This window comes from Serratia sp. CY31944 (assembly GCF_052169175.1).
GTDB lineage: Bacteria > Pseudomonadota > Gammaproteobacteria > Enterobacterales > Enterobacteriaceae > Serratia > Serratia sarumanii.
In genome coordinates, this window is record NZ_JBJNLG010000004.1 from 120,893 (window position 1) to 146,182 (window position 25,290).

At 62.3% G+C, this 25,290-nt stretch carries 18 protein-coding genes; 9 read left to right on the plus strand and 9 right to left on the minus strand.

Annotated elements, in window-relative coordinates; all coding sequences use genetic code 11:
• Positions 1-24: 24 nt before the first annotated feature.
• Positions 25-249 carry an MbtH family protein gene (locus ACJ8IN_RS06155; RefSeq protein ID WP_033648496.1) on the minus strand — a complete coding sequence of 75 codons (225 nt, stop codon included), beginning with the start codon at positions 247-249 and terminating at the stop codon, positions 25-27.
• Between the two features lie 30 nt (positions 250-279).
• Positions 280-1,587, minus strand: coding sequence for an enterochelin esterase (gene fes / locus ACJ8IN_RS06160; RefSeq protein WP_225369026.1), 1,308 nt, complete (start codon positions 1,585-1,587; stop codon positions 280-282).
• A 200-nt stretch (positions 1,588-1,787) separates the two neighbouring features.
• Between fes and ACJ8IN_RS06165 the strand changes: the two genes are divergently transcribed.
• Entirely contained in the window at positions 1,788-3,977 is a 2,190-nt protein-coding gene (locus ACJ8IN_RS06165; protein WP_442519488.1) for a TonB-dependent siderophore receptor, read from the plus strand.
• Positions 3,978-4,025: 48 nt separating this feature from the next.
• On the opposite strand, the gene ACJ8IN_RS06170 is transcribed toward ACJ8IN_RS06165, so the two are convergent.
• Positions 4,026-4,646: a helix-turn-helix transcriptional regulator gene (locus tag ACJ8IN_RS06170; RefSeq protein WP_033648347.1), complete on the minus strand. Its 621-nt coding sequence runs from the start codon at positions 4,644-4,646 to the stop codon at positions 4,026-4,028.
• Positions 4,647-5,250: 604 nt separating this feature from the next.
• Here ACJ8IN_RS06170 and ACJ8IN_RS06175 point away from each other — a divergent pair.
• On the plus strand, positions 5,251-6,525 hold the full coding sequence (locus ACJ8IN_RS06175) for a Glu/Leu/Phe/Val family dehydrogenase (RefSeq protein ID WP_033634571.1): 1,275 nt from the start codon (positions 5,251-5,253) through the stop codon (positions 6,523-6,525).
• Positions 6,526-6,564: 39 nt separating this feature from the next.
• On the opposite strand, the gene ACJ8IN_RS06180 is transcribed toward ACJ8IN_RS06175, so the two are convergent.
• The gene (locus ACJ8IN_RS06180) at positions 6,565-8,103 is read right to left on the minus strand and encodes a long-chain-fatty-acid--CoA ligase (RefSeq protein WP_308325729.1); all 1,539 of its coding nucleotides are present in this window, start codon (positions 8,101-8,103) and stop codon (positions 6,565-6,567) included.
• Between the two features lie 135 nt (positions 8,104-8,238).
• Between ACJ8IN_RS06180 and ACJ8IN_RS06185 the strand changes: the two genes are divergently transcribed.
• From ACJ8IN_RS06185 to ACJ8IN_RS06215, 7 genes are all read left to right on the plus strand, one after another.
• Positions 8,239-8,808 (plus strand): DJ-1/PfpI family protein, encoded by a 570-nt coding sequence (locus ACJ8IN_RS06185; protein ID WP_033634573.1) that lies wholly within the window; start codon positions 8,239-8,241, stop codon positions 8,806-8,808.
• A gap of 155 nt (positions 8,809-8,963) precedes the next feature.
• Positions 8,964-10,124, plus strand: coding sequence for an efflux RND transporter periplasmic adaptor subunit (locus tag ACJ8IN_RS06190; RefSeq protein WP_308325730.1), 1,161 nt, complete (start codon positions 8,964-8,966; stop codon positions 10,122-10,124).
• Positions 10,121-13,279, plus strand: coding sequence for an efflux RND transporter permease subunit (locus tag ACJ8IN_RS06195; protein ID WP_060428260.1), 3,159 nt, complete (start codon positions 10,121-10,123; stop codon positions 13,277-13,279). Before ACJ8IN_RS06190 ends, ACJ8IN_RS06195 begins: the two co-directional genes overlap by 4 nt.
• Positions 13,279-14,757 (plus strand): efflux transporter outer membrane subunit, encoded by a 1,479-nt coding sequence (locus ACJ8IN_RS06200; protein ID WP_060428258.1) that lies wholly within the window; start codon positions 13,279-13,281, stop codon positions 14,755-14,757. Before ACJ8IN_RS06195 ends, ACJ8IN_RS06200 begins: the two co-directional genes overlap by 1 nt.
• Before the next feature lie 62 nt (positions 14,758-14,819).
• A complete protein-coding gene (locus ACJ8IN_RS06205) occupies positions 14,820-17,375 on the plus strand; it encodes a heavy metal translocating P-type ATPase (protein ID WP_308325731.1) in 2,556 nt (851 codons plus the stop codon).
• A gap of 12 nt (positions 17,376-17,387) precedes the next feature.
• Positions 17,388-17,858: a Cu(I)-responsive transcriptional regulator gene (gene cueR, locus ACJ8IN_RS06210; RefSeq protein WP_308325732.1), complete on the plus strand. Its 471-nt coding sequence runs from the start codon at positions 17,388-17,390 to the stop codon at positions 17,856-17,858.
• Positions 17,859-17,932: 74 nt separating this feature from the next.
• Entirely contained in the window at positions 17,933-18,130 is a 198-nt protein-coding gene (locus ACJ8IN_RS06215) for a heavy-metal-associated domain-containing protein (RefSeq protein ID WP_170943490.1), read from the plus strand.
• An 8-nt stretch (positions 18,131-18,138) separates the two neighbouring features.
• Here ACJ8IN_RS06215 and ACJ8IN_RS06220 read toward each other — a convergent pair whose 3' ends face one another.
• The 5 genes from ACJ8IN_RS06220 to ACJ8IN_RS06240 all read right to left on the minus strand — a co-directional run bounded on the left by ACJ8IN_RS06220 (position 18,139) and on the right by ACJ8IN_RS06240 (position 25,277).
• Positions 18,139-18,498: a DUF1493 family protein gene (locus tag ACJ8IN_RS06220; RefSeq protein WP_047567415.1), complete on the minus strand. Its 360-nt coding sequence runs from the start codon at positions 18,496-18,498 to the stop codon at positions 18,139-18,141.
• A 157-nt stretch (positions 18,499-18,655) separates the two neighbouring features.
• Positions 18,656-20,098 carry an efflux transporter outer membrane subunit gene (locus ACJ8IN_RS06225; protein WP_033634579.1) on the minus strand — a complete coding sequence of 481 codons (1,443 nt, stop codon included), beginning with the start codon at positions 20,096-20,098 and terminating at the stop codon, positions 18,656-18,658.
• A gap of 1 nt (position 20,099) precedes the next feature.
• The gene (locus ACJ8IN_RS06230) at positions 20,100-23,237 is read right to left on the minus strand and encodes an efflux RND transporter permease subunit (protein WP_094860086.1); all 3,138 of its coding nucleotides are present in this window, start codon (positions 23,235-23,237) and stop codon (positions 20,100-20,102) included.
• Position 23,238: 1 nt separating this feature from the next.
• Positions 23,239-24,381 (minus strand): efflux RND transporter periplasmic adaptor subunit, encoded by a 1,143-nt coding sequence (locus tag ACJ8IN_RS06235; RefSeq protein ID WP_033634581.1) that lies wholly within the window; start codon positions 24,379-24,381, stop codon positions 23,239-23,241.
• Positions 24,382-24,596: 215 nt separating this feature from the next.
• A complete protein-coding gene (locus tag ACJ8IN_RS06240) occupies positions 24,597-25,277 on the minus strand; it encodes a class I SAM-dependent methyltransferase (protein ID WP_033634582.1) in 681 nt (226 codons plus the stop codon).
• Between the last annotated feature and the right edge of the window lie 13 nt (positions 25,278-25,290).

The window sequence follows — 25,290 nt, forward strand, 5'->3', positions numbered from 1 at the left end:
TGTATCGATGTGGCTGTCTGGCGCTTAACGCGCCGCATCCGCCGCTTTCAAGGCCGCCGGCCGCATGTCCTGCCAGTGCGTTTCGATGTAGTCGATGCATTCGCCGCGCGACGCCGGCCCCATCAGCACGCGCCACCCCTGCGGCGCGTCGGCAAACTGCGGCCACAGCGAATACTGCTGCTGCGCGTTGACCAAAACGGAGAAACGGAGGCTTTCGTCATCGAACGGGTTTTGTTGTTCCTGAGTCATTTTCATTACCTGTCTGTCAAAATGTGTGGGTTATTCCATCCCGGAAAGCAGCTGGCGTACGCCGTCCACCAGGCCGCCGCGCCAGCAGAGCGCGTCATGTCCGCCGGAAAACACGCGGTAGTCGGCGCGGTGCCCCGCCGCCGTCAGCGCCTCGTGCATCTGGCGATTGACGAATTCGATATCCGCCTCCCGATCGCCGGCCTGTTGGATCACGTTGAGCGCTGGCGCCGCCGCGTCGCGTTGCCGAACCTGGCGTATCAGCCAGCCTTCCTCCAGTTCGTGGCGTTTTTCGAACTGGGTAACGAATTGCACCGTAGGCCACCAGAAGGAGCCGGACTGGCTCAGCACGTGGCCGAAGCGCGCCGGCCAATGCAGGCCGGCATATAACGCCGCCAGCCCGCCGTAGCTCTGGCCGGCGACGACGGTGCGCGCCCCTTCCTCGCTGAACGCTTCGCGCTTCTGCGCCTGCGGCAACAGCTCATCGATGATTGCCTGCCAGAAGGCGGCGTTGCAGGGCAGCTCGTTTTCCCGGTGTTCGCCGTCGATCGCATCGATCAGCAGCCAGCATGCGGGCGGCAGCCGCCCTGTTGCGGTTTCGTTCTCGATCACCGGCAGCAGCGCGTGCCTTTCGATCCAGTTTTGGCCGTCGAGCAATAACACCAGCGGGCGATTCGCTTTCACCGCCGCGTCGCCGCTGGCATACAGCCAGACGCGCCGCTGCGTGCCGAGCCGTTCGCTGTGCCACTGAAAACGCTGTAGCCGCGCCTCGTCCAGCGGCCGATCGGCGGCCTGCCAGGCGCTTTGGTCGTCGGCATCCGGCCCCTGGGCCAGGGAAACCGGGCGCGGGCGATGAGACGGCCCCAGCGAGAGGCGATTCAACGGATCGGCGATCGCCAGTGGAAACAGCGAAATCCACCAGGCGCGCTGCTGGCGATCGCGCAGCGTTTCGTCGTCGCTGAAGACGGGAGGAAGATCCCGGTCTGTGACGGGGATCAGGCTGTAGCTGCCGCGCCAGCGGCGATCGATAACGGCCGCGCCGTACCAAACGTCGGTGCCGGGCAGCCTGGTCAGGCTGCTGGGGGACGTGCTGTGGTGATCGGTTATGCCGTTGATATCGGCATAAACGCGGCGAATCGGCGAGCGCCGTTCATCGCCGGCAGGATCGCGCCATAGCCAGGTCATTTTGACGTGGCGGTCATCGTGCGGCTCGACGATGGGCGTGCCGTGAGAGGCCACCTTCTGCCACCACTCGGGCTGCCCCGCCGCCTCTTCACGCAGCCACTGCGCCGCCAATCCCTCATGACTGTTGTCTGGCCTCTTTTCCGGCAAAAACTCCATAGCGCCCCTTACATAACATGAGTGATTTTTACAAAACCTGACAATCGTATTGATACTCATTATCGTTTTCAATACTATTTGTCGGATTTTTACCGTCGTGCGCACACGGCGTTTCCGCATCGACGGGTAAAGACCGCTCGCCGATATTTCGGGGTTTATCAGGGTTGCATGACACACAACGCAGGTATGCAGGAGAGAGAATGAAGATTAAAAACAAAGGGATAAACAATTCTAATGCGGAGGCGACGGCCGCCAAGCGGTTGTTGCTGGGCTCGGCGCTGGCCTTACTGCCCTTCGCGCCACACGCGTCCGCCGCGGCGGATGAGACGATTTTGGTGACCGCCGACGCGCAAAACAGCGTGACCGCGCCGGTCAAAGGGATCGTCGCCAAAGAGAGCGCCGCCGGCACCAAGACCGCCGCCGCTCTGCGCAAAACGCCGCAGTCCATCTCAGTGGTCACGCGCGAGCAAATGAACGACCAGGAACCGGCGTCGGTCGCCGACGCGCTGAACTACACCAGCGGAGTGATCACCACCTACCGCGGTAACTCCAACCGCAATGACGAAGTGATCAGCCGCGGCTTCCGCTATGCGCCCAAGCTGCTCGACGGCCTGCACTTTGGCCTCTCGAGCCAAAACGGCGGCGCCGGGCAGATCGATCCCTGGCTGCTGGAGCGCGTGGAGATGGTGCACGGCCCGGCCGGCGTGCTGTACGGCCAGGTCAGCCCCGGCGGCGTGGTGGTGATGACCAGCAAGCGCCCTACCGCCCAGAGCATTCACGAAGTCAAATTCAGCACCGGCAACCGCCATCTGGCGGAAACGGCGTTCGATTTCGGCGGCAAGCTCAACGACGACAACACCCTGTTCTATCGCCTGAACGGTATCGCCAGAACCGAGCATGAGTTTGTCAAAGACAGCAAGCAGCAACGGGTGGCCATCGCGCCGGCCTTCACCTGGCTGCCGAACGAAGACACCAGCTTTACGCTGCTGACCAGCTACCAGAACGATCCGAAAGCCGGGTCGCGCAACTTCCTGCCGCGCGCCGGCACGCTGTTCTCGACCAGCGCGGGCTATGTGCCCTACGACTTCAACGTCAGCGAACCCAGCTTCAACAAGTCGCGGCGCGAGCAGGCGTCGATCGGCTACAGCCTCGAGCATAACTTCAGCGATGCGCTGTCGTTTACCCAGAACCTGCGCTTCACCCACCGTGATGAAGACTATAAATATCTGGTTTATAACATAAACTCGAAGGTCAACGACCACACCGTCACCCGCATGGCGCAGCATGAAACGCAGATGACCAACGAGTTTGGCGTGGATAACCAGCTGAAGGGGCTGTTCGACACCGGCGAGGTGAAGCACACGGTGCTGGGCGGGTTGGATTACCGCTACAGCCATATCGATTCGAAGATGTATCGCGATCGCGGCAACGACTACCCGATCGACTGGGCAAACCCGGTTCGCCCCAGCATCGATGGCAGCACGCTGGCGCTGGCTTCCAGCGACTTGAAGACGCTGAATCAGGTCGGGGTGTATCTGCAGGACCAGCTGGAGTGGAATAACTGGAACCTGCTGCTGTCCGGCCGTCAGGACTGGTCGCAGGTCAACACCCGCGATCGCACCAGCGGCGGTAAGGAGCAGACCTACAACGACGCCCAGTTCACCGGCCGTGCGGGCCTGCTTTACGCCTTCGACAACGGCATTTCGCCGTATGTCAGCTACAGCACTTCGTTCGATCCTAACCTGTATCCGAGCGCGCCGGGCGCCGATCCGCTCAAGCCGACCACCGGCAAACAAACCGAGGTGGGCGTGAAGTACCAGATCCCGGGCGGCAACACCCTGCTGACCCTCTCCTGGTTCGACATTACCCAGCGTAATGTGGCGTCTTACAACCGTCTCACCTCCGCCTACGAGCAGATCGGCGAGGTGAAATCCAAAGGGATTGAGGCGGAAGTACATGCCCAGCCGACGCCGGAGATCAAGCTGACCGCCGCCTATACCTACACCGACGTGGTGACCAAAGACTCCAACTCGGCGGACGAAATCGGCCACAGCCCGGCGGGCATCCCGCGTCACGCGGCTTCCGCCTGGGGCAGCTACAGCTTCCTGAGCGGCGCGCTGAACGGCCTGACCGTCGGCAGCGGCGTGCGTTACATCGGCGATGCGCCGGCCGACGCCATCGGCCAGTACGATGTGCCGCACTACACGCTGTACGACGCCATGGTGAAATATGACCTTGGCCAGGCCTCGTCGGCGCTGCGCGGTGCGGCTCTCCAGCTCAACGTGCAGAACCTGACGGACAAGAAATACGTTTCATCCTGCAGCGGCGAGTACGCCTGTTTCTATGGCAGCGGCCGCAGCATCATCGCTTCAGTCAACTACCGCTGGTAACCAAAATGGGCGGCCAGCGCCGCCCATTTTCCACCTTTCCCGCCGCCTTTACTCCTGCTTCAATTCTCGCAAGTGCTTGTACACCGTGGCGCGCCCCATCGACAGCACGTTGGCGATGTAGTCCGCGGCGCTTTTGGCCTTGAACGCCCCCTGATGATAGAGATCGCTGACCAGCCGCCGTTTCTGTTCGCGGCTCAGCGCGCCGAGCGCGGCGTTTTCGCGCCGCAGCCAGTCGTGCAGGAAGGTGTTGATCTTCTCCTGCCAGTCGTCTTTGAACAGCTGTTGGGGCTGTGGCTGCAGCCGCGTGACCGACAGGAACATGTCCAGCGCGTTGCGGGCGTCCTCGAACATCGCGGTGCTCAGGTTGATGCACAGCAGATAGCTGGGCTTGCCCTGCTCGTCGCGCGCGGCGATGCTCACGGAACGCATCTTTTTGCCGTCCCAGTTCAGCTTCTCATAGGGGCCGGTCACGCCGGCGCCGCCATCGAGCTCGAAGTCCTCCAGCCCGGCGTCATCGCCCGGTTTGCGCTTCGACAGGTTGTTGGCCAGATAGGCAATCTTGTTGGTGGCTAGATCGTGGATCACCACTTCCGCATTCGGAAAAAACAGCGCCGCGATGCCGTCGGCGACCGAGCGCAAAAGTTCGAGTTGAGAAGAAGAGTTCGGCACGCTGGGGGGTCTCCGTATAGCCCGGTTTGGTTTGCGGTTCAGCCGCTTAGCATACCGCAGTTGCCGCCGCTTGCCGAGTGGATGGCGTTGGCGTCTCCTTCACCGACGGCTGCGCCGCAAGCGCCTTTATTGTCCTTGCCGGGGATCGGTCACCCGTCCGTTTCTGGTGAATAAGCTTTTCAGCCCACTCTTCTGCCGCAACACATTAAAACAGCCTCGAATCATGCTCCTCTTTGCCAGGTAAAACACGGCGGCAGACGGCGTTTTAACAGGATTTTAACGCTGCCGAGGGGAAACGCCATTGTCAACATGGCTGTTAAATAAAATGAAACTTTTTGATCACATTCAAGCTTCTGAAAAATAGATAAAAAGGGTTTTTATGCGCTTTACATGCATAAATTATGCATGTGCTCGCTCACTGCCGACAAAAAGTAATTAACTATTCATTTATCGCCCTGCAGGCGGCGAAAAACCGCCCGCTGGCCCGATGAGCGGGGGGCTAACAACCGGCATAATTAGTGGTAAATTTAGCGTCGCAAAGTGTTATGCGCTTGCTAATCCACGGTTAAACGAAATAAATACCTCTAATATATAAAGGTTGGTTATGGAAAAGCTATCCTACGCTTCAGACAGCAGCACCACCGCTTGGGCTACATATCTGCAACAAATCGATCGCGTCGCCCCTTACCTCGGCGAGCTGTCACGCTGGGTTGATACGCTGCGTCACCCTAAGCGCGCTTTGATTGTCGATATCCCGCTGCAGATGGACGATGGCACCATCCGTCACTTCGAAGGTTTCCGCGTACAGCACAACCTGTCGCGTGGGCCGGGCAAAGGCGGTATCCGCTTCCACCCTGACGTCGATCTGAACGAAGTGATGGCCCTGTCCGCCTGGATGACCATCAAGTGTGCCGCGGTCAACCTGCCGTACGGCGGCGCCAAGGGCGGCATCCGCGTCGACCCGTTCAAACTGTCTGAAGGCGAACTGGAGCGACTGACCCGCCGCTATACCAGCGAAATCGGCTTCATCATCGGGCCACAGAAAGACATCCCTGCGCCGGACGTCGGCACCAACGCCAAAGTGATGGCCTGGATGATGGACACCTACTCCATGAACCACGGCACCACCATCACCGGCGTGGTCACCGGCAAGCCAATCCACCTCGGCGGCTCCCTGGGCCGTGAGAAAGCGACCGGCCGCGGCGTGTTCGTCACCGGCAGCGAAGTGGCCAAGCGTCTGGGCGTGCAGATCGAAGGCGCCAAAGTGGCGGTGCAAGGCTTCGGTAACGTGGGCAGCGAAGCGGCTCGCCTGTTCGTTGGCGTCGGCGCGCGCGTCGTCACCATCCAGGACCACTCCGCCACCCTGTTTAACGCCGACGGCATCGACCTGGCCGCGCTGACCGAATACCAGGCCAAGCACAAGCAGATCGCCGGCTTCCCTGGCGCCAGCGAGATCGAAAGCGAAGCGTTCTGGTCGGTCGACATGGACATCCTGATCCCTGCGGCGCTGGAAGGCCAAATCACCCGCCAGCGCGCCGAAATCCTCAGCGCCAAACTGGTGCTGGAAGGCGCTAACGGCCCGACCTTCCCAGAGGCGGACGACATTCTGCGTTCCCGTAACATCACCGTGGTTCCGGACGTTATCTGTAACGCCGGCGGCGTAACGGTCAGTTACTTCGAGTGGGTGCAGGACATGGCGAGCTACTTCTGGAGCGAGTCCGAGATCAACGAGCGTATGGACAAGATCATGACCGACGCCATGGTCCACGTCTGGAACAAGGCCGCAGAGAAAGAGTGCAGCCTGCGCACCGCCGCTTACATCGTGGCCTGTGAGCGCATCCTGACCGCACGTAAAGAGCGCGGCATCTACCCAGGTTGATGCCCGTATCCCGGCCTGCCCCGGCAGGCCGGATTTTCCTCAGCGCAAACAGCGCTTCAACACCTTACCGGTACTGGTCATCGGCAAACGCTCGACGAACTCGACGATGCGCGGATACTTGTACGCCGCCAGCCGTTCCCGGCTCCAGGCGATCAGCGTTTCTTCCTCGATCGGCTCCTCCGTCTCTTTCAACACCACCACCGCTTTGATCTCTTCGCCCAGCGACGGATGTTCGACGCCGATCACCGCCACCAACGACACCGCCGGGTGGCGAATCAGCGCCTCTTCAATCTCGCGCGGGTAGACGTTGAACCCGCCGCGAATGATCATGTCCTTGGCCCGATCGACGATGAAATAGAAGCCGTCGGCGTCGCGGCGCGCCAGATCGCCGGTGCGGAACCAGCCGTTTTCCAGCACCTCCGCCGTCGCCTCGGGGCGATTCAGATAGCCTTTCATGATGTTGTAGCCGCGCACCGCGATCTCCCCCACCTGATCGACAGCGTCGACCGGCTGCCCGGTGGCGTCGAGCAGGCGCACCTCCACACCCCAGATCGGCTGGCCGATGGAGCCGGGCTTGGTCACGCGGTGAGGATGGTTAAAGGTGGCGACCGGGCTGGTCTCAGACAGCCCGTATCCTTCGAGAATGTTGACGCCGAAGCGGCGCGAAAAATCCTCCAGGATCTGCACCGGCAGGCTGGCGCCGCCGGACACCGCCATACGCAGCGTGCTGCGCAAGCTTTCGATATCCGTGTGTTCATCCAGCGCATTCAACAGCGCCCAATACATGGTCGGCACCCCGGCGAAAAAGGTAATGCCGTGCCGCTGCATCAGCGCGATGGCCTGCGCGGCGTCGAAGCGTTCGACCAGCACCAGAGTGGCGGCGGAAGCGAACCCGGCGTTCATCTGCACCGTCGAACCAAAAGTATGAAACAGCGGCAAGGTCACCAGGTGACGATCGGGGGCCGTCTCCGAACCGTCGAACAGCCGCACCGATCCCAAGGCGTTGAGCACCAGATTGGCGTGAGTCAACTCCGCCCCTTTGGCGCGGCCGGTGGTGCCGCTGGTATACAGCACCACCGCGGTGTCGCTTTCGAGCGTCGCGGCCGAAGCGAATTCGGTAGCCTGTTCGGCTATTGCCGCGCTGAAACGCTCCCCCTCGAGCGGCAACCGATCGCCGATGATAAACACCTCACGGCACTGCTCCGCCTTTGCCGCCGCCTGCAGCGCTTCCTCCCCCAGCGGCAGGCCGCTGCTGCCCTCGAAACAAAACAGCGCCACCGCCGCCGAATCCGCCAAGTAATAGTCGAACTCTGCGCTTTTAAGCAGAATATTGAGCGGCACCACCACCGCGCCGCTTTTGAGAATGCCGTAATAGACAGCCGGAAACTCCGGCCGGTTCGGGCAGGCCAGCGCCACCCGTTCACCGCGCCGCACGCCGCGCGCAGCCAACAAATTCGCCACCCGGTTGGCCATGTCGTTCAGCGCCCGATAGCTGAGCGGTACATCGTCCTGTATCACCGCCGGCCGTTCCGGCCAGGTGCACGCACTCTCTTCAAGCAAGGTAGCCAGATTCAGCATCGGGGATCCTCCCTGGGGTTGAGCGGCGAGAAAAGCGCCGCAGTATCACGAGTATAGATAGGCGCTTTGCGGTTCGCATTCCCAGGGCCGCTGGGCTATACCTTAGGCAATCCCCATCCCGCAGGAGTTGTGATCATGAGCAAGAAAAAGATCCTGATGCTGGTCGGTGACTATGCCGAAGATTACGAAACCATGGTGCCGTTTCAGGCGTTGCAGATGATCGGCCATTGGGTGGACGCCGTGTGCCCCGGCAAAGCCGTCGGCGACTACATCATGACCGCGATCCACGATTTTGACGGCGCGCAAACCTACAGCGAGAAACCCGGCCACCGTTTCACCCTGAACGCCGACTTCGCCACCGCCAAAGAAGAGCACTACGATGCGCTCTTGATCCCCGGCGGCCGGGCGCCGGAATACCTGCGCCTGAATCCCGACGTGATCGCGCTGGTGCAGGCGTTTGACGCGGCGAAAAAACCGATCGCCGCCGTTTGCCACGGCCCGCAGCTGCTGGCGGCGGCCGGGGTGTTGCAAGGCCGCACCTGCAGCGCCTACCCGGCCTGCGCGCCGGAAGTGCGGCTGGGCGGCGGCCATTATGCGGAGATCGGCATCGATCAGGCGCACGTCGACGGCAATCTGGTCACCGCCCCGGCCTGGCCGGCGCATCCGCAGTGGCTGGCGAAGTTCGTCGAGGTGCTGCAGAAATAGCCGTTCAGGGGATCGCACCAGATAGCGACGACGCGGCATCCCCTTTGCAATAAACCAAAAATCGCTTGACCTTCCCAACGTTGGAAGTCGGATAACGCGGGATGAACTGCTTCCACGCAGTGAATTCCACTGTCGACTTCGGTAGGAAAGGTCAAATGATGAAAGCCAAAACCATAATCCTGATCGCAGCGGCGATAAACGGCGCTTTCGCCGTTGCCGGCTGCAAAGAAAACCCGTCTTCGGCGACACCTGCGCCGCCTCCCCGTGTTCCTGTGGCTGATGTTTTAGTCCGCCCGATAACGCCCTTTGCCGAATTCACCGGTTCGCTGGCCGCGGTCAAGCACGTTGAGTTGCGGCCTCGGGTCGCCGGTTATGTGCTGGCGGTAAATGTGCCGGAAGGTCGCCTGATAGAAAAAGGCCACCCGCTCTTTCTCATCGATCCGCGGCCATTTCAAGCCGCGCTGAACGAGGCGACGGCGCGTTTGCAAGAAGCGGAAGCCGCCTCTACGCTAGCCCAGGCCGACTATGTGCGCGCTAAAACGTTGTTCAATAAAAACGTTATCGCCCGCGATCGGTTTGATTCGGCTACCGCCATGATGAAAGCGAGCAATGCGCAGGTCAACGCAGCGAAAGCGGCGCGGGAGGCGGCAAAGTTGGATCTGGAGTTCACCCGCGTCACCGCGCCGATTGCCGGACGCGTAGGCCAGACGCTCGTCACCGAAGGCAACTATGTCACCGGCGGCGTCACGCCGCTCACCACGCTGGTCTCGGTCGATCCACTCCACGTCTATTTTGATGTGGATGAACGCACCTATTTGCAATCGTTGACCGCGTGGCGCAATAAAACGGCGCCACCTGACATTCGGGTATCGGTGGCGTTACTTGCAGACAAAACCTATTCCCGGCGCGGGCGCGTCGATTTCCAGTCCAATACCGCCGACCGCACGACGGGAACGGTGCGCCTGCGCGCGGTGATCGATAACCCGGATGGGCGACTGTCACCTGGGTTGTTCGCCAGAGTCAAGCTGGAAACCGGCGCGCCGCAGGCCAAGATCCTGATCGCCGACCAATCGATTGGCACCGATCAAAACCGGCGCTATGTCCTGGTCGTCGATGAGAATGACAAAACCGAATACCGCCCCGTTGAACTTGGCCCGGTCGTTGAAGGACTGCGCGTGATAGAGCACGGCCTGCGGCCGGGAGAACGCATCGTCGTGAAAGGGCTGGTGCGCCCCGGCATGTCAATCACGCCGCAGCCCGCCGAGATTGACGGCGCGCCTATCGAGCAATTGAAAGCTGCGGGAGACGCGACATGACTTTCCCTCGTTTCTTCATTAAACGCCCGATCTTCGCCATCGTGCTCTCCATCTTGACGCTGATCGCCGGCACCGTGGCGTTATTCCAGTTGCCGCTCAGCGAATACCCTGCGGTTACGCCGCCTACCGTACAAGTGACGGCGTCTTATCCCGGCGCCAACCCGAAAGTAATCGCGGAAACGGTGGCCGCACCGCTTGAGCAAGCCATCACCGGCGTCGAAGGCATGCTTTACATGTCTTCACAGGCGGCGACCGACGGCCGAATGACGTTGACCGTCACCTTTGCCCAGGGAACAAATGCCGACATGGCGCAGATCCAGGTGCAAAATCGGGTAGCGCGCGCGTTACCCCGCTTGCCTGCAGAGGTACAGCACCAGGGCGTAGTGACGCAGAAAACCTCACCGGACATCCTGATGGTGGTGCATCTCCTGTCGCCTGACCAACGCTACGATCCGCTTTATATCTCAAATTACGCTTATCTGCAGGTTCGTGATGAACTGTCCCGCATTCCGGGCGTCAGCGATGTCCAGGTCTGGGGAGCCGGCGAATACAGCATGCGGCTCTGGCTGGATCCGGATCTGATCGCCGCGCGCGGGCTAACCGCCGGCGATGTGATCGCTGCGGTGCGCGAGCAAAACGTTCAGGTGGCGGCCGGTTCCGTCGGTCAGGCGCCCGATTCCAATGCCGCATTTCAGGTTACGGTCAATACCCTCGGCCGTCTGGCCGATGAGAAACAGTTTGGCGATATCATCATCCGCACCGGCAGCGACGGCCGGGTGACCCGCCTGCGCGACGTCGCCCGTATAGAAATGGGCGCCGATGCGTATGCGCTGCGCAGCCTGCTCGACGGCGAGCCGGCCGTCGCGCTGCAAATCATTCAGAGCCCGGGCGCCAACGCGCTGGACGTCGCTCAGGCGGTCAGAGCGACCGTCAAGCGCCTGGAGGGCAACTTTCCTGCCGGACTCAGTTCACGGATCGCCTACGATCCCACGGTTTTCGTGCGGGCATCGCTCGAGTCGGTTGTGACGACCCTGCTGGAAGCGATCCTGCTGGTGGTGATCGTGGTAGTGGTGTTCCTGCGCAGCTGGCGAGCCTCGCTGATTCCGCTGCTCGCGGTGCCGGTTTCGCTGGTCGGCACGTTCGCCATCATGTACTTGATGGGCTTCTCTCTCAATACGCTGTCCCTGTTCGGTTTGGTATTGTCTATCGGCATCGTCGTCGATGACGCGATCGTGGTGGTGGAAAACGTCGAACGACACATCGAAAACGGCAAAACGCCGCAGCAAGCCGCGCGACTCGCCATGGATGAAGTCACCGGGCCGATCGTCGCCATCACCTCGGTGCTGGCCGCGGTTTTCGTTCCAACAGCGTTCCTGAGCGGTTTACAGGGCGAGTTTTACCGGCAGTTCGCGCTGACCATCGCCATTTCAACCCTGCTGTCGGCGCTCAATTCGCTTACGCTCAGCCCGGCGCTGGCGGGCATGTTGCTGCGGCCTCATCCGGCGAAACCTCGCGCTCCCGGCCGCATTGGGCGCGTCTTGCAAGCCGCTGTCCGGCCTTTCCAACGCGCGCCGGACGCGTATGCCAATGCCGTGCGTAAAACGGTGCGCGTCCGCGGGATGGCGCTGGCTATTTACGGCGGGCTGCTCGTTCTGACGTTTTTCAGCTTCCAGGCCGTTCCGCCGGGCTTCGTGCCCATGCAGGATAAGTACTATCTGGTGGGCATCGCCCAACTGCCCAATTCGGCCTCGCTGGATCGCACCGATGCGGTCGTTAAACAGATGTCGAAGATCGCGCTGGCGGAACCCGGGGTAGAAAGCGTCGTGGCCTTTCCGGGGCTGTCGATTAACGGCTTCGTCAATGTGCCGAACGCCGCCGTGATGTTCGTCATGCTCGATCCGTTTAAAGATCGCGCCACGCCCGATCTGGCCGCCTCCGCCATAGCCGGTCGGCTGCAGGCGAAATTCGCCGACATTCCCGATGGTTTCCTCGGCGTATTTCCGCCACCGCCCGTTCCCGGTCTCGGCGCTACCGGCGGATTCAAGATGCAGGTGGAGGATCGCAGCGGTGCGGGGCTCGAGTCCCTGGTTGAGCACACGCGGATCCTGATGATGAAAGCCACCGAATCGGGCCAGGTCGCCGGTCTGATGACCAGTCTGGATATCAACGCGCCGCAACTCGATGTGGTTATCGACCGCACTCAGGCGCAAAGTCAGGGTGTCAGCCTGGCGGATGTGTTCGAGTCGCTGCAAATCTACCTCGGCTCGCTTTACATCAACGATTTCAACCGATTCGGCCGCACCTACAAAGTCACCGCTCAGGCCGATGCCGTCCATCGCATGCAGGCCGAAGCTATCGGCCGGCTGCAGGTGCGCAACGCAGCCGGCGACATGCTGCCGCTGTCTTCCTTTGTCACCGTTACGCCCGGCTCCGGCCCGGATCGCATCATTCGTTACAACGGCTATCCATCGGCTGATATCTCGGGCGGTGCGGCGATGGGCGTCAGTTCCGGTCAGGCGGCTGCATTGATGGAGCGCCTGGCGAAAGAGACGCTGCCGGAAGGCATGACCGTCGAATGGACCGATCTCACCTATCAGCAAAAGCTCGCGGGCGACGCGGCGCTGTTCATTTTTCCGCTGTGCGTGCTGCTCGCCTATCTCATTCTGGCCACGCAATACAACAGCTGGCTACTGCCTTTGGCCGTGCTGCTGATCGTGCCGATGTGTCTGTTGAGCGCCATGATTGGCGTCTGGCTGCTGGGCGGCGACAACAACGTTTTCGTGCAAATAGGCCTCATTGTGCTGGTCGGCCTGGCCGCCAAAAACGCCATTCTGATCGTCGAGTTCGCCCGCAGCCTGGAGGATGAAGGCGCCAACGCGCTCGAGGCGGTGATTAAGGCCTGCCGGCTGCGATTAAGACCGATAGTGATGACTTCAATCGCGTTTATCGCCGGCGTCATTCCATTGATCTTCGCCAGCGGTGCGGGGGCGGAAATGCGCCATGCCATGGGGGTGGCGGTCTTCGCCGGCATGCTGGGCGTGACCTTGTTCGGCCTGTTCCTGACGCCGGTCTTTTATGTCGTGATTCGCGGCCTGGCGACCCGATTCGAGCAATATCGTGCCAAAGCCAAAGCCAGCCGTAAGGAGCGAGTCTGATGAAAAATCTTCGTAGAACCTTGTTATTGCCGCTGAGCGCGCTCGCCTTGCTAACCGGATGTGCGGCGGTGGGCCCCGATTACTCGCCGCCCGTCGCCCGTCACCCTGCCGGCTTCGGCCAACCACCGGCGGGGCTGAGTGCCGGAAATGTCGAACTCGCCTGGTGGCGCCTCTTTGACGATCCTGCTCTCACGGATTTGGTTCAGCGCGCGTTGGCGGCGAACCATGATGTCGGCATCGCCGTCGCCCGAGTAGACGAAGCCAGAGCCCTGTTGCGTGAACAACGGCAGGATTTCCTGCCGCGCGCCGGTGCCGCGCTGAGTTATGAGACGCGGCGACTGGGTGAAGCGGAGAAGCTGGCCGCCCAGCCACGCCATACGCAAACCTATCGCGGTGCGATTGATTCGACATGGGAAATCGATCTCTTTGGACACGTTCGGCGCTCGATTGAGGCCGCTCAGGCGCTGGCGGGAAGCCGCGTAGCGTTGCTGCGTGGCGTTCAGGCGGGCGTCGCTGCGGAAGTGGCCGCCACCTGGCTAGAACTCCGAGGTTTAGACGCCGAACTTAAGATGGTCGCCGAAATTAGCCACAGCCAGCGTGAAAGTTTGGTGCTGGTAAAAAAACAAATGAGCGCCGGTGTCGCCAGCGAATTCGACCGATTGCGCGCCGAGGCGCTATTGCGCAACGTCGAAGCGGCGACGCCAGAGCTGGAACGCCGCCGAGCCGCCGCCGTCAACGCATTGGCGACGCTGCTTGGCGAAATGCCCCAGACATTCCGCCCCCCTTCCGCCGAATGGGGAAGCCAGCCGCCAGTGCTGCGGACGATCGCCGTGGGCACGCCCGGCGCCCTGCTCGCCCGGCGCGCCGACATTGTGGCGGCTGAACGGGAACTTGCGGCAGCCACCGCCATGATTGGCGTGGAAACGGCGGCGCTCTACCCGCGTATCGAAGCGCGAGGTTCGATCGGGCTGGTCGCCGGCAACCTCGATGCGCTGACTGGCGCCGGTGCGTTCTCCGGTGTGATCAGCCCAGTGATTCGCTGGGCATTTCTCGATATCGGGCGCGTACGCGCCCGGATCGCCGCCAGCGAGGCGCGAACACAACAGGCGCTGTTGATTTACGAGCGGACGTTGCTGAGCGCGCTGCGCGAAACGGACGATGCTTTCAAAACCTATGCTGAGGCGGTCAGCACGTTGGATCTGCGGTTACTTGAGGCGGCGGCGAATCGCGAAGCGGCCCGGCTCGCCCAGACGCGTTTTGCCGCGGGCGAAGGCATTTATCTGGAGGTGCTCGAGGCAGAACGGGCCGACTTCGCCAGCCGGCGCGCATTGACGCAGGCCGGCACGCGTCAGCGGCTTGCCGTGGTGGGCATCTACAAAGCGCTCGGCGGCGGCTGGGAGACGTGCGCGGCGGCAAAAAACGATTGCCGCGGCGCGACCGGTTCGTTCATGACGGCAAAAATCGGCGATGAACCTTGACCTTCCCCCGATGGGAAGCTCTAGCCTTGCTGATACCAGCCACTCCTTTAAGGGCACATAACATGAATTCATCCAATGCCAACTTCCCCCAGCCTTCGTCCGTGCGTCTGAGTCTGCCGGTTGAAGGCATGACCTGCGCCTCCTGCGTCGGTCGCGTCGAGCGGGCCTTGACAGCGGTTCCCGGCGTGCAGGCGGCAACGGTCAATCTCGCCACCGAACGCGCCGACATCACGTTTACCGGCCAGGCGAATCCGCAGGCGGCGGCCCGCGCCATCGAAGGCGCCGGCTATACCGTGCGAGAAGAAACCACTGAGCTGGCGATCGAAAATATGACCTGCGCCTCCTGTGTCGGGCGGGTGGAGAAAGCGTTGAGCCAGGTCGCCGGCGTTACCGAAGCCAATGTCAATCTGGCGACCGAACGCGCGCGGGTGCGCTATCTGGCCGGCACCGTATCCCTGGAAGACCTCGCCGCTGCCGTCACCCGCGCCGGTTATACGCCTCGCCGCCTGACGGCGGATAGCCCCAGCGCGGACGACCAGGCCGCCGAACGGCGCGAAAATGAGTCACGCGCGTTGCGGCGCGCCCTGTTCGGCGCCGCCCTGTTCACCCTGCCGGTATTCCTGTTGGAAATGGGGTCGCACCTCATTCCCGCCATACATGAGTGGGTCATGGAGGGGTTGGGCGTGCAGACAAGCTGGTATATCCAGTTTGTCCTCACCACCTTGGTCTTATTTGGCCCCGGCCTGCGCTTCTTCCGCAAAGGCGTTCCTGCGCTGCTGCGCGGCGCCCCCGACATGAACTCGCTGGTTGCGGTCGGCACGGCGGCGGCCTACGGTTATTCGCTGGTCGCCACTTTCGCCCCCGGGGTGTTGCCGCAGGGCACCGCCAACGTCTATTTCGAAGCCGCCGCCGTGATCGTCACGCTGATCCTGCTCGGACGCGTGCTGGAGGCGCGCGCCAAGGGGCGCACCTCACAGGCCATCAAACGGCTCGTCGGCCTTCAACCCAAGGTCGCACGCGTTGAACGGCATGGCGAAACGGTTGAAATCCCTCTCGAACAGGTGGTTGCCGGTGATGTGGTCTTCGTCCGGCCGGGGGAGAAAATCGCGGTGGATGGCGAAGTTCTGGAAGGCGCGTCTTATGTCGATGAAAGCATGATCACCGGTGAACCGGTGCCGGTCGAGAAAACCGTGGGGGCCGATGTGGTCGGCGGAACCATCAACAAAACCGGCGCGTTCAGTTTCCGGGCGACAAAAGTCGGCGCGAATACCGTCCTGGCGCAAATCATTCGATTGGTGGAGGAAGCGCAGGGTTCCAAACTGCCGATTCAGGCGTTGGTCGATAAGGTGACGATGTGGTTTGTTCCGGCCGTCATGGCGGCGGCGGTACTGACCTTTCTGGTTTGGCTGTTCTTCGGGCCGTCGCCCGCACTGACCTTCGCGCTGGTGAATGCGGTCGCCGTGTTGATTATTGCCTGCCCTTGCGCCATGGGCCTGGCGACGCCAACCTCTATCATGGTCGGCACCGGGCGCGCCGCCGAGCTGGGCGTGCTGTTTCGCAAGGGCGAAGCGTTGCAGGCCCTGCGCGATGTGGGCGTTATCGCCCTCGACAAAACCGGCACGCTGACCAAAGGCCGCCCCGAGTTGACCGATCTGGTGCCCGCTGACGGTTTCGAATACCACGAAGTACTGGCCTTGATCGCTGCGGTCGAGACACGGTCCGAACACCCCATCGCCGAAGCTATCGTCGCGGCGGCAAGAGAGCAGAATCTTACGCTCGCCGCTGTCGACAGTTTCGACGCCACACCCGGTTTCGGCGTAACGGCGCGCATCGGCCAACGCCGGATCTCCGTTGGCGCAGATCGCTTCATGACCAGGCTCGGGCTTGATGTGGCACGTTTTCAGCCCGTCGCCGAGCGCCTCGGCGCCCAGGGGAAAAGCCCGCTTTATGCCGCCATTGATGGCCGTTTGGCTGCGGCGATCGCCGTTGCCGATCCGATTAAGGAAACAACGCCGGAAGCTATCGCTGCGCTGCATGCGCTTGGGCTCAAGGTTGCGATGATCACCGGCGACAATGCCGCGACGGCGGCGGCGATCGCCCGGCAGTTGGGGATTGACGAAGTCGCGGCCGAAGTGCTTCCCGAAGGCAAGGTGGCGGCGTTGAAATCCTTCCGCAACAGCGGCGCGAAAGTCGCCTTCGTCGGCGACGGCATCAACGATGCGCCGGCACTGGCGGAGGCGGACGTTGGGCTCGCTATCGGTACGGGCACCGATGTGGCGATAGAAGCGGCCGATGTGGTGCTGATGTCGGGCGACCTGCGTGGCGTAGCCAACGCCATTGCGCTCAGCCAGGCGACGATCCGCAACATCAAGCAGAACCTGTTTTGGGCCTTCGCCTATAACGCCGTCCTGATCCCAGTGGCAGCCGGCGCGCTTTATCCCCTGAACGGCACGCTGCTTTCGCCTATTTTCGCCGCGGCCGCGATGGCGCTTTCCAGCGTTTTCGTCCTTGGCAATGCGCTGCGGCTCAAACGTTTCCAGGCGCCGATGGCCGTCGAGAGCCGCGCTGAAGCGGCGGCGGCAACCGCGCCACCCGGCGGAATATCGGCATCATCGTAACAGGAGGACAGGATGAACATCGGACAAGCAGCCCGGTTATCCGGCGTTTCGGCGAAGATGATTCGCTATTACGAGCAAATAGGCCTGATCCCGAGAGCGGCTCGCTCCGATGCGGGATACCGCCACTACGGCATGTCGGACGTGCATGGCCTGCGTTTTATCCGGCGCTCACGCGACCTGGGTTTTTCCGTTGAGCAAATATCTGCGTTGCTGATGCTGTGGCACGACCGCGAACGCGCCAGCGCCGATGTTAAAGCCGTAGCGCTATCCCATATCGCCGTGCTGAAAGCCAAGATTGCGCAACTGCAGACGATGGCGCAAACGCTGGAACGCCTTGCCGGCCATTGCCACGGCAATACGCGCCCCGACTGCCCTATTCTGGCGGGTTTAGCGCAACCGGTGGCGCTCATCGTGCCGCGCCAAACGCCGCATTTCGGGGTGATGCGCGAGCCGAAACCACGACGACCGAGTGAATCGTCATAAAAAGAGTTTGACCCTGTCACGCTGGCAAGCTTTACCGTTATCAAACACCGTAATCGACGAGGAGAGTAAAAATGATTCGTTTTCATATTCCAGCCATGACCTGCGGCGGCTGCGCCAGTTCCGTCACCCGGGCGTTGCTGAACGTTGACCCGCAGGCGCGCATTCAAACCGATCCGGCCAGGCGGGAAGTGTTCATCGACAGTGCGTTGCAAAGCGATGCCTTCGGCGCCGCGCTGGACGAAGCCGGTTTTCCTCCGTCCGAGCCGGATTAAGCGGCGCATCAGGCCTGGCGCAGCTGTTCGATAAGAAAGTGGATATCGTACAACCAGCGTTTGGCGCGCGCGGAACGCACCAGCATCGACACGCACAGTGGCCGGGGATGCTCTTTGCAGGCGGAGGGGGAAAACCAGCGGCCGGTGTTAGTCGGCGGCTGGAAATACAGCTCGTGGTTATAGTTGCCGCTGTCGACGCCGAAGGTATCGAAGTAGCGGCGCATCAGCGTATTGGAATCGCTGAACGACAGGTTGAGCGCGGTGTTGATCTCGGTTTCCGGGGTGATGACCACGCCCTTCTTCAGCCGCCCTGATGCGTTGAAGGCGGCGATAAGCGCGATGACCTGTTGCTGAATGTCTTCTGCCATGACGACCTCGAGCCGGTATGAATAAAAGAGGAATGCGGTTCTCTGTCTGACTCTGCCTGCCCCGGCGAGTTCTGGCCGCCGGCCGGGTTTTCCGTTTCTTTACACTTTCCATAAAAAAACCGCGCACAGCCACACTCCCGGCGCGCGCGGTTGACGGTTAGCGGCTGAGCGTCGTCTTGTCGGCGATGACGCCGTCCCCCTGCCGCTCGGCGGCAACGCCGCCGCCCAACACTTTATACAGGGTGGCCTGATTGTCATACGCGGTCTGCTGCGCGGCGATCAGCGCCTGCTGCGCCGTGTACAGCGTGCGCTGCGCGTCCAGCAGCGTCAGGTAGCTGTCAACGCCCTGGCGGTAACGCAGCTCGGCCAGGCGATAATATTGCTGCGCCGCCGCCACATAGCCGGTCTGCGCCGCCAGCTGCTCCTGCAGCGTGGCCTTGCGCGCCAGCGCGTCGGCGGTTTCCTGAAATGCCGTCTGCACCGCTTTCTCATAGGTGGCGACATACAGGTCTTTCTGCGCCTGGGTGTAGTTCAACTGAGCCGTGTTATAGCCGCCGCTGAAGATCGGCAGGCTGATGCTCGGTGCGAACGACCAGACGCCGGCTCCGTGACTGAACAACGAGGAGAGTTCACCGCTGCCCACCCCGCCGCTGGCGGTCAGGCTGATCGACGGGAAGAACGCCGCCCGCGCCGAGCCGATATTGGCGTTGGCGGATTTCAGGTTATGCTCGGCCTGCAGTACGTCCGGCCGCTTCAGCAACACTTGCGAAGAGACGCCGGCCGGCAGATCGCGCATGATCCCGCCGAGCGCCTCGATGCCGCTCGGCAGCAGGCTTTCCGGCACGCTTTGCCCCACCGCCAAATCCAGCGCGTTTTTCGCCTGCGCGGCGCTGGTAGCGTAGCTGGCGGCATCCGATCGCGCCTGCTGATAGACGGTTTCCGCCGACGCCACGTCAACCAGCGACGCAATCCCATGCTGTTGATTGTTGCGCGTGACGTCCAGCGACCGTTTGGCGCTCGCCATCGTCTGCTGCGCCACCGCCAGATTGCTGCGCTCGGCCGCCACCGCCACCCAGTCGGTGACGATATCGGCGATCAGCGTCAGGCGGGTGCTTTTCGCCGCCTCCGAGTTCGCCAGATAGGTTTCGAACGCCGCGCGCGACAGGCTGGCGTTTTTGCCAAACAGATCCAACTCGAATGCGCTGACGCCGGCCGCGGCTTCGTAGCTTTGGCTCAGCGCGGTGGCGTTGCCGCTGCCGGTCAGTGCCCGCCCACGGCTGCCGTCGGCGGTGGCGTTGATCGTCGGGAACAGCGCCGAACGCTGCTCGCCGTACAGGGCGCGCGCCGACGCGATATTGGCGATCGCCTCGCGCAGATCGCGGCTGCCGTTCAGCCCCAGCGCCACCACCTGGCGCAGCCTGGCGTCCTGGACATAGTCGCGCCAGGCGACGTCCGGGTAGCTCAGCGCCCGGTTGCCGCCGGCCTCGCCCTGCGGCAGGTTGGCGGGCACCGGCGCCGCCGGGCGCTGGTAGTGCGGATCCAGCGACAGACAGCCGGTCAGCAGCAGCGGTAAAGTTAACATCATGACTCGTTGCAACACGTTATTCTCCTGCCTGTGACGGCGGGTTGGCGGGCCGACGGGTAAACATGCGGCGCACCAACACATAAAACAGCGGGACGAAAAAGATCGCCAAGGCGGTGGCGGTGATGGTGCCGCCGATGATGCCGGTGCCGATGGCGATGCGGCTGTTGGCGCCGGCGCCGCTGGATACCGCCAGCGGCAGCACCCCGGCGGTGAACGCCAGCGAGGTCATCAGGATCGGTCGCAGGCGCATGCGCGCCGCGTGGACCGCCGCGCCAATCAGCGTTTCACCCCGCTGGTGCATCTCCTCGGCGAACTCGACGATCAAAATGGCGTTCTTCGCCGACAGGCCGATGATGGTGAGCAGCGCCACCTGGAAGTAGATGTCGTTTTCCAGCCCGCGCAGGGTGATCGCCAGCAGCGATCCCACCACGCCCATCGGCACCACCAACATCACCGCGAACGGAATCGACCAGCTCTCATACAGCGCCGCCAGGCACAGGAACACCACGATCAGCGAAATGGCGTACAGCGACGACGCCTGGCCGCTGGTCAGCCGCTCCTGATAGGACAGCCCGCTCCAGGAATAGCTGCTGCCGGCGGAGAATGTTGCCGCCAGCTTCTCCATCTCGCTCATCGCCGTACCGGAGCTGACGCCGGTGGCGCCCTGCCCGGTGATCTCGAACGACGACAGCCCGTTATAGCGCGACAGGTTTTCCGGCCCGTAGATCCAGTGCGAAGACGCGAAGGCGGAGAACGGCGTCATGCTGCTGGCGCCGGACGCGTTGGTGCCGCGCACAAACCAGCGGTCGAGATCTTCCGGCTTGGCGCGGTACTGCACGTCGCCCTGCATATAGACTTTTTTCACCCGGTTGCGATCGATAAAGTCGTTGATGTAGGTGCTGCCGAACGCGCTGCTGAGGGTGCTGTTGACGTCGGCGGCGCTCAGGCCGAGCGCCTGCAGTTTGCCGTTGTCGATCTCCACCTGCAGCTGCGGGGTATCCGGCAAGGTATTGGCGCGCACCGCCAGCAGCGCCGGGTTGTTGCTGGCAGCGGCAACGATCTGGTCGCGCATCGCCTGCAGCTCGGCGCGGGTGGTCGCCCCTTTGGCCTGCAGCTCGAAGGTGAAGCCGTCGGACTGGCCGAAACCGTCGATCGCCGGTGGGCTCATGGAGAAGACCTGGGCGTCGCGCAGCGTAGCGAAGTGCGCCATGGCGCGTTTGGCGATGGCATCGGCGGTGTTCGCGCTGCCGCTGCGCTGGCTCCAGTCTTTGAGGCTGACGAACGCCATGCCGGCGTTTTGCCCGCTGCCGCTGAAGCCGAAACCGTTAATGGTAAAAATGGTGCTGACGTTGGCCTTTTCCTGGTCGAGGAAATAGGCGGTCACCGCTTCGCTCACCGCCGAGGTGCGCGCGTTGGTGGCGCCGGCCGGCAAGGTGTACTGCACCATCACCGTGCCCTGATCCTCGTTGGGCAGAAAGCCGGTCGGCAAACGCAGGTACATCACGGCGGCGGCGATCAACAGCAGGCCGTACAGCAGCAGATAGCGCGTCGGCCGGTGGATCACTCCGCCGACCTTGTCGGCGTACTTCTCCTGCAGCCGGTCATAGCCGCGGTTGAATTTGCCCAGCCAGCCCTTGTCGGTCTGCGCGTCGTGCGCCGGTTTCAGCAGCGTGGCGCACAATGCCGGCGCCAGCGTCAACGCCAGCACCACCGACAGCACCATCGAGGAGACGACGGTGATCGAGAACTGGCGGTAGATCACCCCGGTGGAGCCGCCGAAGAACGCCATCGGCAGAAACACCGCCGACAGCACCAGCGCGATGCCGACCAATGCGCCGGTGATTTCACGCATCGATTTCTCCGTCGCCTCGCGCGGCGGCAGCTTATCCTCCCGCATCACGCGCTCGACGTTTTCCACCACCACGATGGCGTCGTCCACCAACAGCCCTATCGCCAACACCATGCCGAACAGCGTCAGGGTATTGATCGAATAGCCGAACGCCGCCAGCACGCCGAAGGTGCCCAACAACACCACCGGCACGGTGATGGTCGGGATCAGCGTGGTGCGCAGGTTTTGCAGGAACACGAACATCACCACCACCACTAACGCCACCGCTTCGAACAGCGTTTTCACCACCTCCTCGATCGAGATGTTGATAAAGTCGGTGCTGTCTTTCGGGTAGGCCACCTTGTAGCCCTGCGGCATCGCGCTTTGGTATTCCGCCACCTTGGCCTTCACCAGCTTGGCGGTGTTGAGGGCGTTGGCGCCCGCCGCCAGCTTGACCGCGATCCCCGCCGCCGGGTGGCCGTTGAGGCGCGCGCTGGCGGAGTAATCCTCGTTGCCCAGCTCAATCCGCGCCACGTCGCCCAGCCGCACCAGCGCGCCGCTGCTGTCGCTTTTCAGGATGATATTGCGAAACTGTTCCGGCGTTTGCAGCCGCGACTGCGCCTTTACCGTGGCGGTCAGCTGCTGATCGGCGGCGGCCGGCAGATCGCCGATCTTGCCGGCGGACACCTGGGTGTTTTGCGCTTCGATCGCCGTCTGCACGTCGGAAGGCATCAGCGCATAGCTCGCCAGCTTGGTCGGATCCAGCCAGATGCGCATCGCGTATTCCGAGCCGAACACCTGCACGTCCCCTACACCCTCGATGCGCGACAGCGGATCCTGCAGGTTGCTGACCAGATAGTCGGAGATATCGGCCATCGTCGCCTTGTCGCTTTCGTCATACAGCCCGACGATCAGCAAGAAGCTGCTCTGGGATTTCTTGACCGTCACGCCCTGCGCGGTAACCGCGCTCGGCAAACGGCTTTCCGCCTGCTGCACCTTGTTTTGCACCTGCACCTGAGCGATATCCGGATCGGTACCCTGATCAAAGGTGACGTTGATGCTGACCGAGCCGCTGGAGCTGCTGGTCGAAGAGAAATACAGCAGGCCGTCCAGGCCGGTGAGCTGCTGCTCAATCACCTGCGTGACGCTGTTTTCCAGCGTTTCCGCGTCCGCGCCCGGGTAGGTGGCGGAGATGGAGATCTGCGGCGGCGAGACGTCCGGATACTGCGAAACGGGCAACGAATTGATCGACATCAGGCCGCACAGCATGATGATGATGGCGATCACCCAGGCGAATACCGGCCGCCGGATAAAGAACTGCGCCATATCACTGCTCCCCGCGTTGGGTTTTGTCGACCGAAACCTCAACCGGCTTCACCGCGGCGCCGATCGTCACCTTGCTGGTGCCTTCGACGATCAGGCGATCGCCTTCGTTCAGCCCGCTGCCGATCAGCCAATTGCTGCCCACCACCCGTTCGGCGCTGACGGTGCGCTGCGCCACTTTGTTCTGTTCGTCCACCACCAACGCGGTGGCTTCCCCTTTGGCATTGCGGGTTATGCCCTGCTGCGGCGCCAGAATGGCTTTGGGATCGACGCCGTTAGCCACCGTGGCGTGGACATACATACCGGGCAACAATTCATGTTCGGGGTTGGGGAACACCGCGCGCAGCGTGACCGAACCGGTGGCTTCGTCCACCGCCACCTCGGTCAGCTCGAGCTTGCCGGCGTGAGCATAAGGCGTGCCGTCCTCCAGCTTGATGGCGACCGGCGTGACCGCGCCGCGCTGTAACGCCGCCTGCTGGCGCCGCAGTTTAAGCAGCTGGGCGCTGGACTGGGTCAGATCAACATAGATCGGGTCGAGCGCGCGGATGGTGGCCAGCGCATCGCTTTGGCTGGCGGTGACCAGCGCGCCCGGCGTCACCGACGAGATGCCGATACGCCCGGCGATCGGCGCCCGCACCTGGGTATAAGCGAGGTTGATGCGCGCCGTCTCCAGCGCCGCCTGATATTGGGCCACCGACGCCACGGCCGCCAGATAGGCGGCTTTGGCATCGTCCGCATCCTGCTGAGAAACGCCGTTCTCTTTCACCAGCGCCGCATAGCGCTGCGATTTGAGCCGGGTAGATTGCACCGTGGCCTGGGCGTTTTTCAGCTGGGCCGCGGCCTGATCGTAGCTGGCCTGATAGCTGGCAGGGTCAATTTGATACAATACCTGCCCGGCCTTGACCTCGGCCCCTTCGGTAAACAGCCGCTGCTTGATGATGCCGTCGACCTGCGGCCGCACGTCGGATGTCATGGTGGCGTTGACCCGGCCGGTCAACTCGCTGCTCAGGGTCACTGACTGGCCGCGCAGCGTGACCACGCCGACCTCCTGTTCTGCGCCCGCGCCGGCTGGCGCACCGGCGTTTTGCCCATCGCAGGCGGCCAACAACAGCGACAGCCCGAGCACCAAAAGCGTTTTCCTCTGCATTGCAATACGATCCCATTGAGAATGACTATTCTCAATATATCGAATGCCGACATTCGCTTCTGAAAGGGTTGCGTAAGGATTCGGTAAAATCTTGTCGAAGTGGGAAACGGTGGAGCAATATCCCTTCAGCGTGGTTTCAGCAAACTGGCGCAGCGGTTTTTAGCCAATGCAATAAAGCGTTCCACTTCAGCCGGGGGCTGCGCCACGTAGGATTTTTAGGGTTTAACCAGCCTGAACACCGTTTTGGTGTGCCAATAGTAGTCGATTGCCGCCGCGATATCCGGCATCCACCCGTCCGGCTCATAGGGCACGAAGCCGGAAAAGCCCAGCCTGCGGGCAGAGACCTGGAACCCCGCGGCGGAGAAAATGCGCGCATAGTCGGCCAGCGACCGATCCTGCACCACGGTATGGGTATCTGCAGCCACCCGTTCACGCCACTGCGGCCACAGCGGGTTGCCGGTGTGGCAACCGGTCACCGCATAGTAAACGCCGCCCGGCTTCAGCACCCGCAGTATATCGGCAGCATGCTGGGCAATATCGTCGATCAGATAGATGACTTCATGACTGAAGGCGATATCAAAATGGTCGTCCCAGCCGTTCAGCCGCGTATCGGTTTGATAAACCACCGGCAGATGCCCTTTCAGCCGGTTGGCTTCATCGACGGACCGGCGAGCGATATCAACGCCAAGCCCCTGCTGAAATGGGCGGAGCTGGTACAGCAGGCGCAGAAAACCGCCCTGATTGCAGCCGAAATCCAGCACCTTCACGCCGGACAGTTCGTTTTCCGGCACCAGGCCGATAAGATGGCGCCAGATGGGCGCATGGCCATCGGCCATAGCCTCTTCCGCGCGCGGATCGCGATACCAGGTGGGAATGGTCGAGGGTGAATCGGTCATGATTTTCTCCTTG

Bases quoted from the DNA above. Each gene is read 5' to 3' on its own strand.
- ACJ8IN_RS06190 (WP_308325730.1), top strand. From the start codon at position 8,964: ATGATGAAAGCCAAAACCATAATCCTGATCGCAGCGGCGATAAACGGC.
- ACJ8IN_RS06220 (WP_047567415.1), bottom strand. From the start codon at position 18,498: ATGGCAGAAGACATTCAGCAACAGGTCATCGCGCTTATCGCCGCCTTC.
- ACJ8IN_RS06240 (WP_033634582.1), bottom strand. From the start codon at position 25,277: ATGACCGATTCACCCTCGACCATTCCCACCTGGTATCGCGATCCGCGC.
- ACJ8IN_RS06155 (WP_033648496.1), bottom strand. From the start codon at position 249: ATGACTCAGGAACAACAAAACCCGTTCGATGACGAAAGCCTCCGTTTC.
- ACJ8IN_RS06195 (WP_060428260.1), top strand. From the start codon at position 10,121: ATGACTTTCCCTCGTTTCTTCATTAAACGCCCGATCTTCGCCATCGTG.
- ACJ8IN_RS06185 (WP_033634573.1), top strand. From the start codon at position 8,239: ATGAGCAAGAAAAAGATCCTGATGCTGGTCGGTGACTATGCCGAAGAT.
- ACJ8IN_RS06235 (WP_033634581.1), bottom strand. From the start codon at position 24,381: ATGCAGAGGAAAACGCTTTTGGTGCTCGGGCTGTCGCTGTTGTTGGCC.
- cueR (WP_308325732.1), top strand. From the start codon at position 17,388: ATGAACATCGGACAAGCAGCCCGGTTATCCGGCGTTTCGGCGAAGATG.
- ACJ8IN_RS06175 (WP_033634571.1), top strand. From the start codon at position 5,251: ATGGAAAAGCTATCCTACGCTTCAGACAGCAGCACCACCGCTTGGGCT.
- fes (WP_225369026.1), bottom strand. From the start codon at position 1,587: ATGGAGTTTTTGCCGGAAAAGAGGCCAGACAACAGTCATGAGGGATTG.
- ACJ8IN_RS06180 (WP_308325729.1), bottom strand. From the start codon at position 8,103: ATGCTGAATCTGGCTACCTTGCTTGAAGAGAGTGCGTGCACCTGGCCG.
- ACJ8IN_RS06200 (WP_060428258.1), top strand. From the start codon at position 13,279: ATGAAAAATCTTCGTAGAACCTTGTTATTGCCGCTGAGCGCGCTCGCC.
- ACJ8IN_RS06205 (WP_308325731.1), top strand. From the start codon at position 14,820: ATGAATTCATCCAATGCCAACTTCCCCCAGCCTTCGTCCGTGCGTCTG.
- ACJ8IN_RS06230 (WP_094860086.1), bottom strand. From the start codon at position 23,237: ATGGCGCAGTTCTTTATCCGGCGGCCGGTATTCGCCTGGGTGATCGCC.
- ACJ8IN_RS06165 (WP_442519488.1), top strand. From the start codon at position 1,788: ATGAAGATTAAAAACAAAGGGATAAACAATTCTAATGCGGAGGCGACG.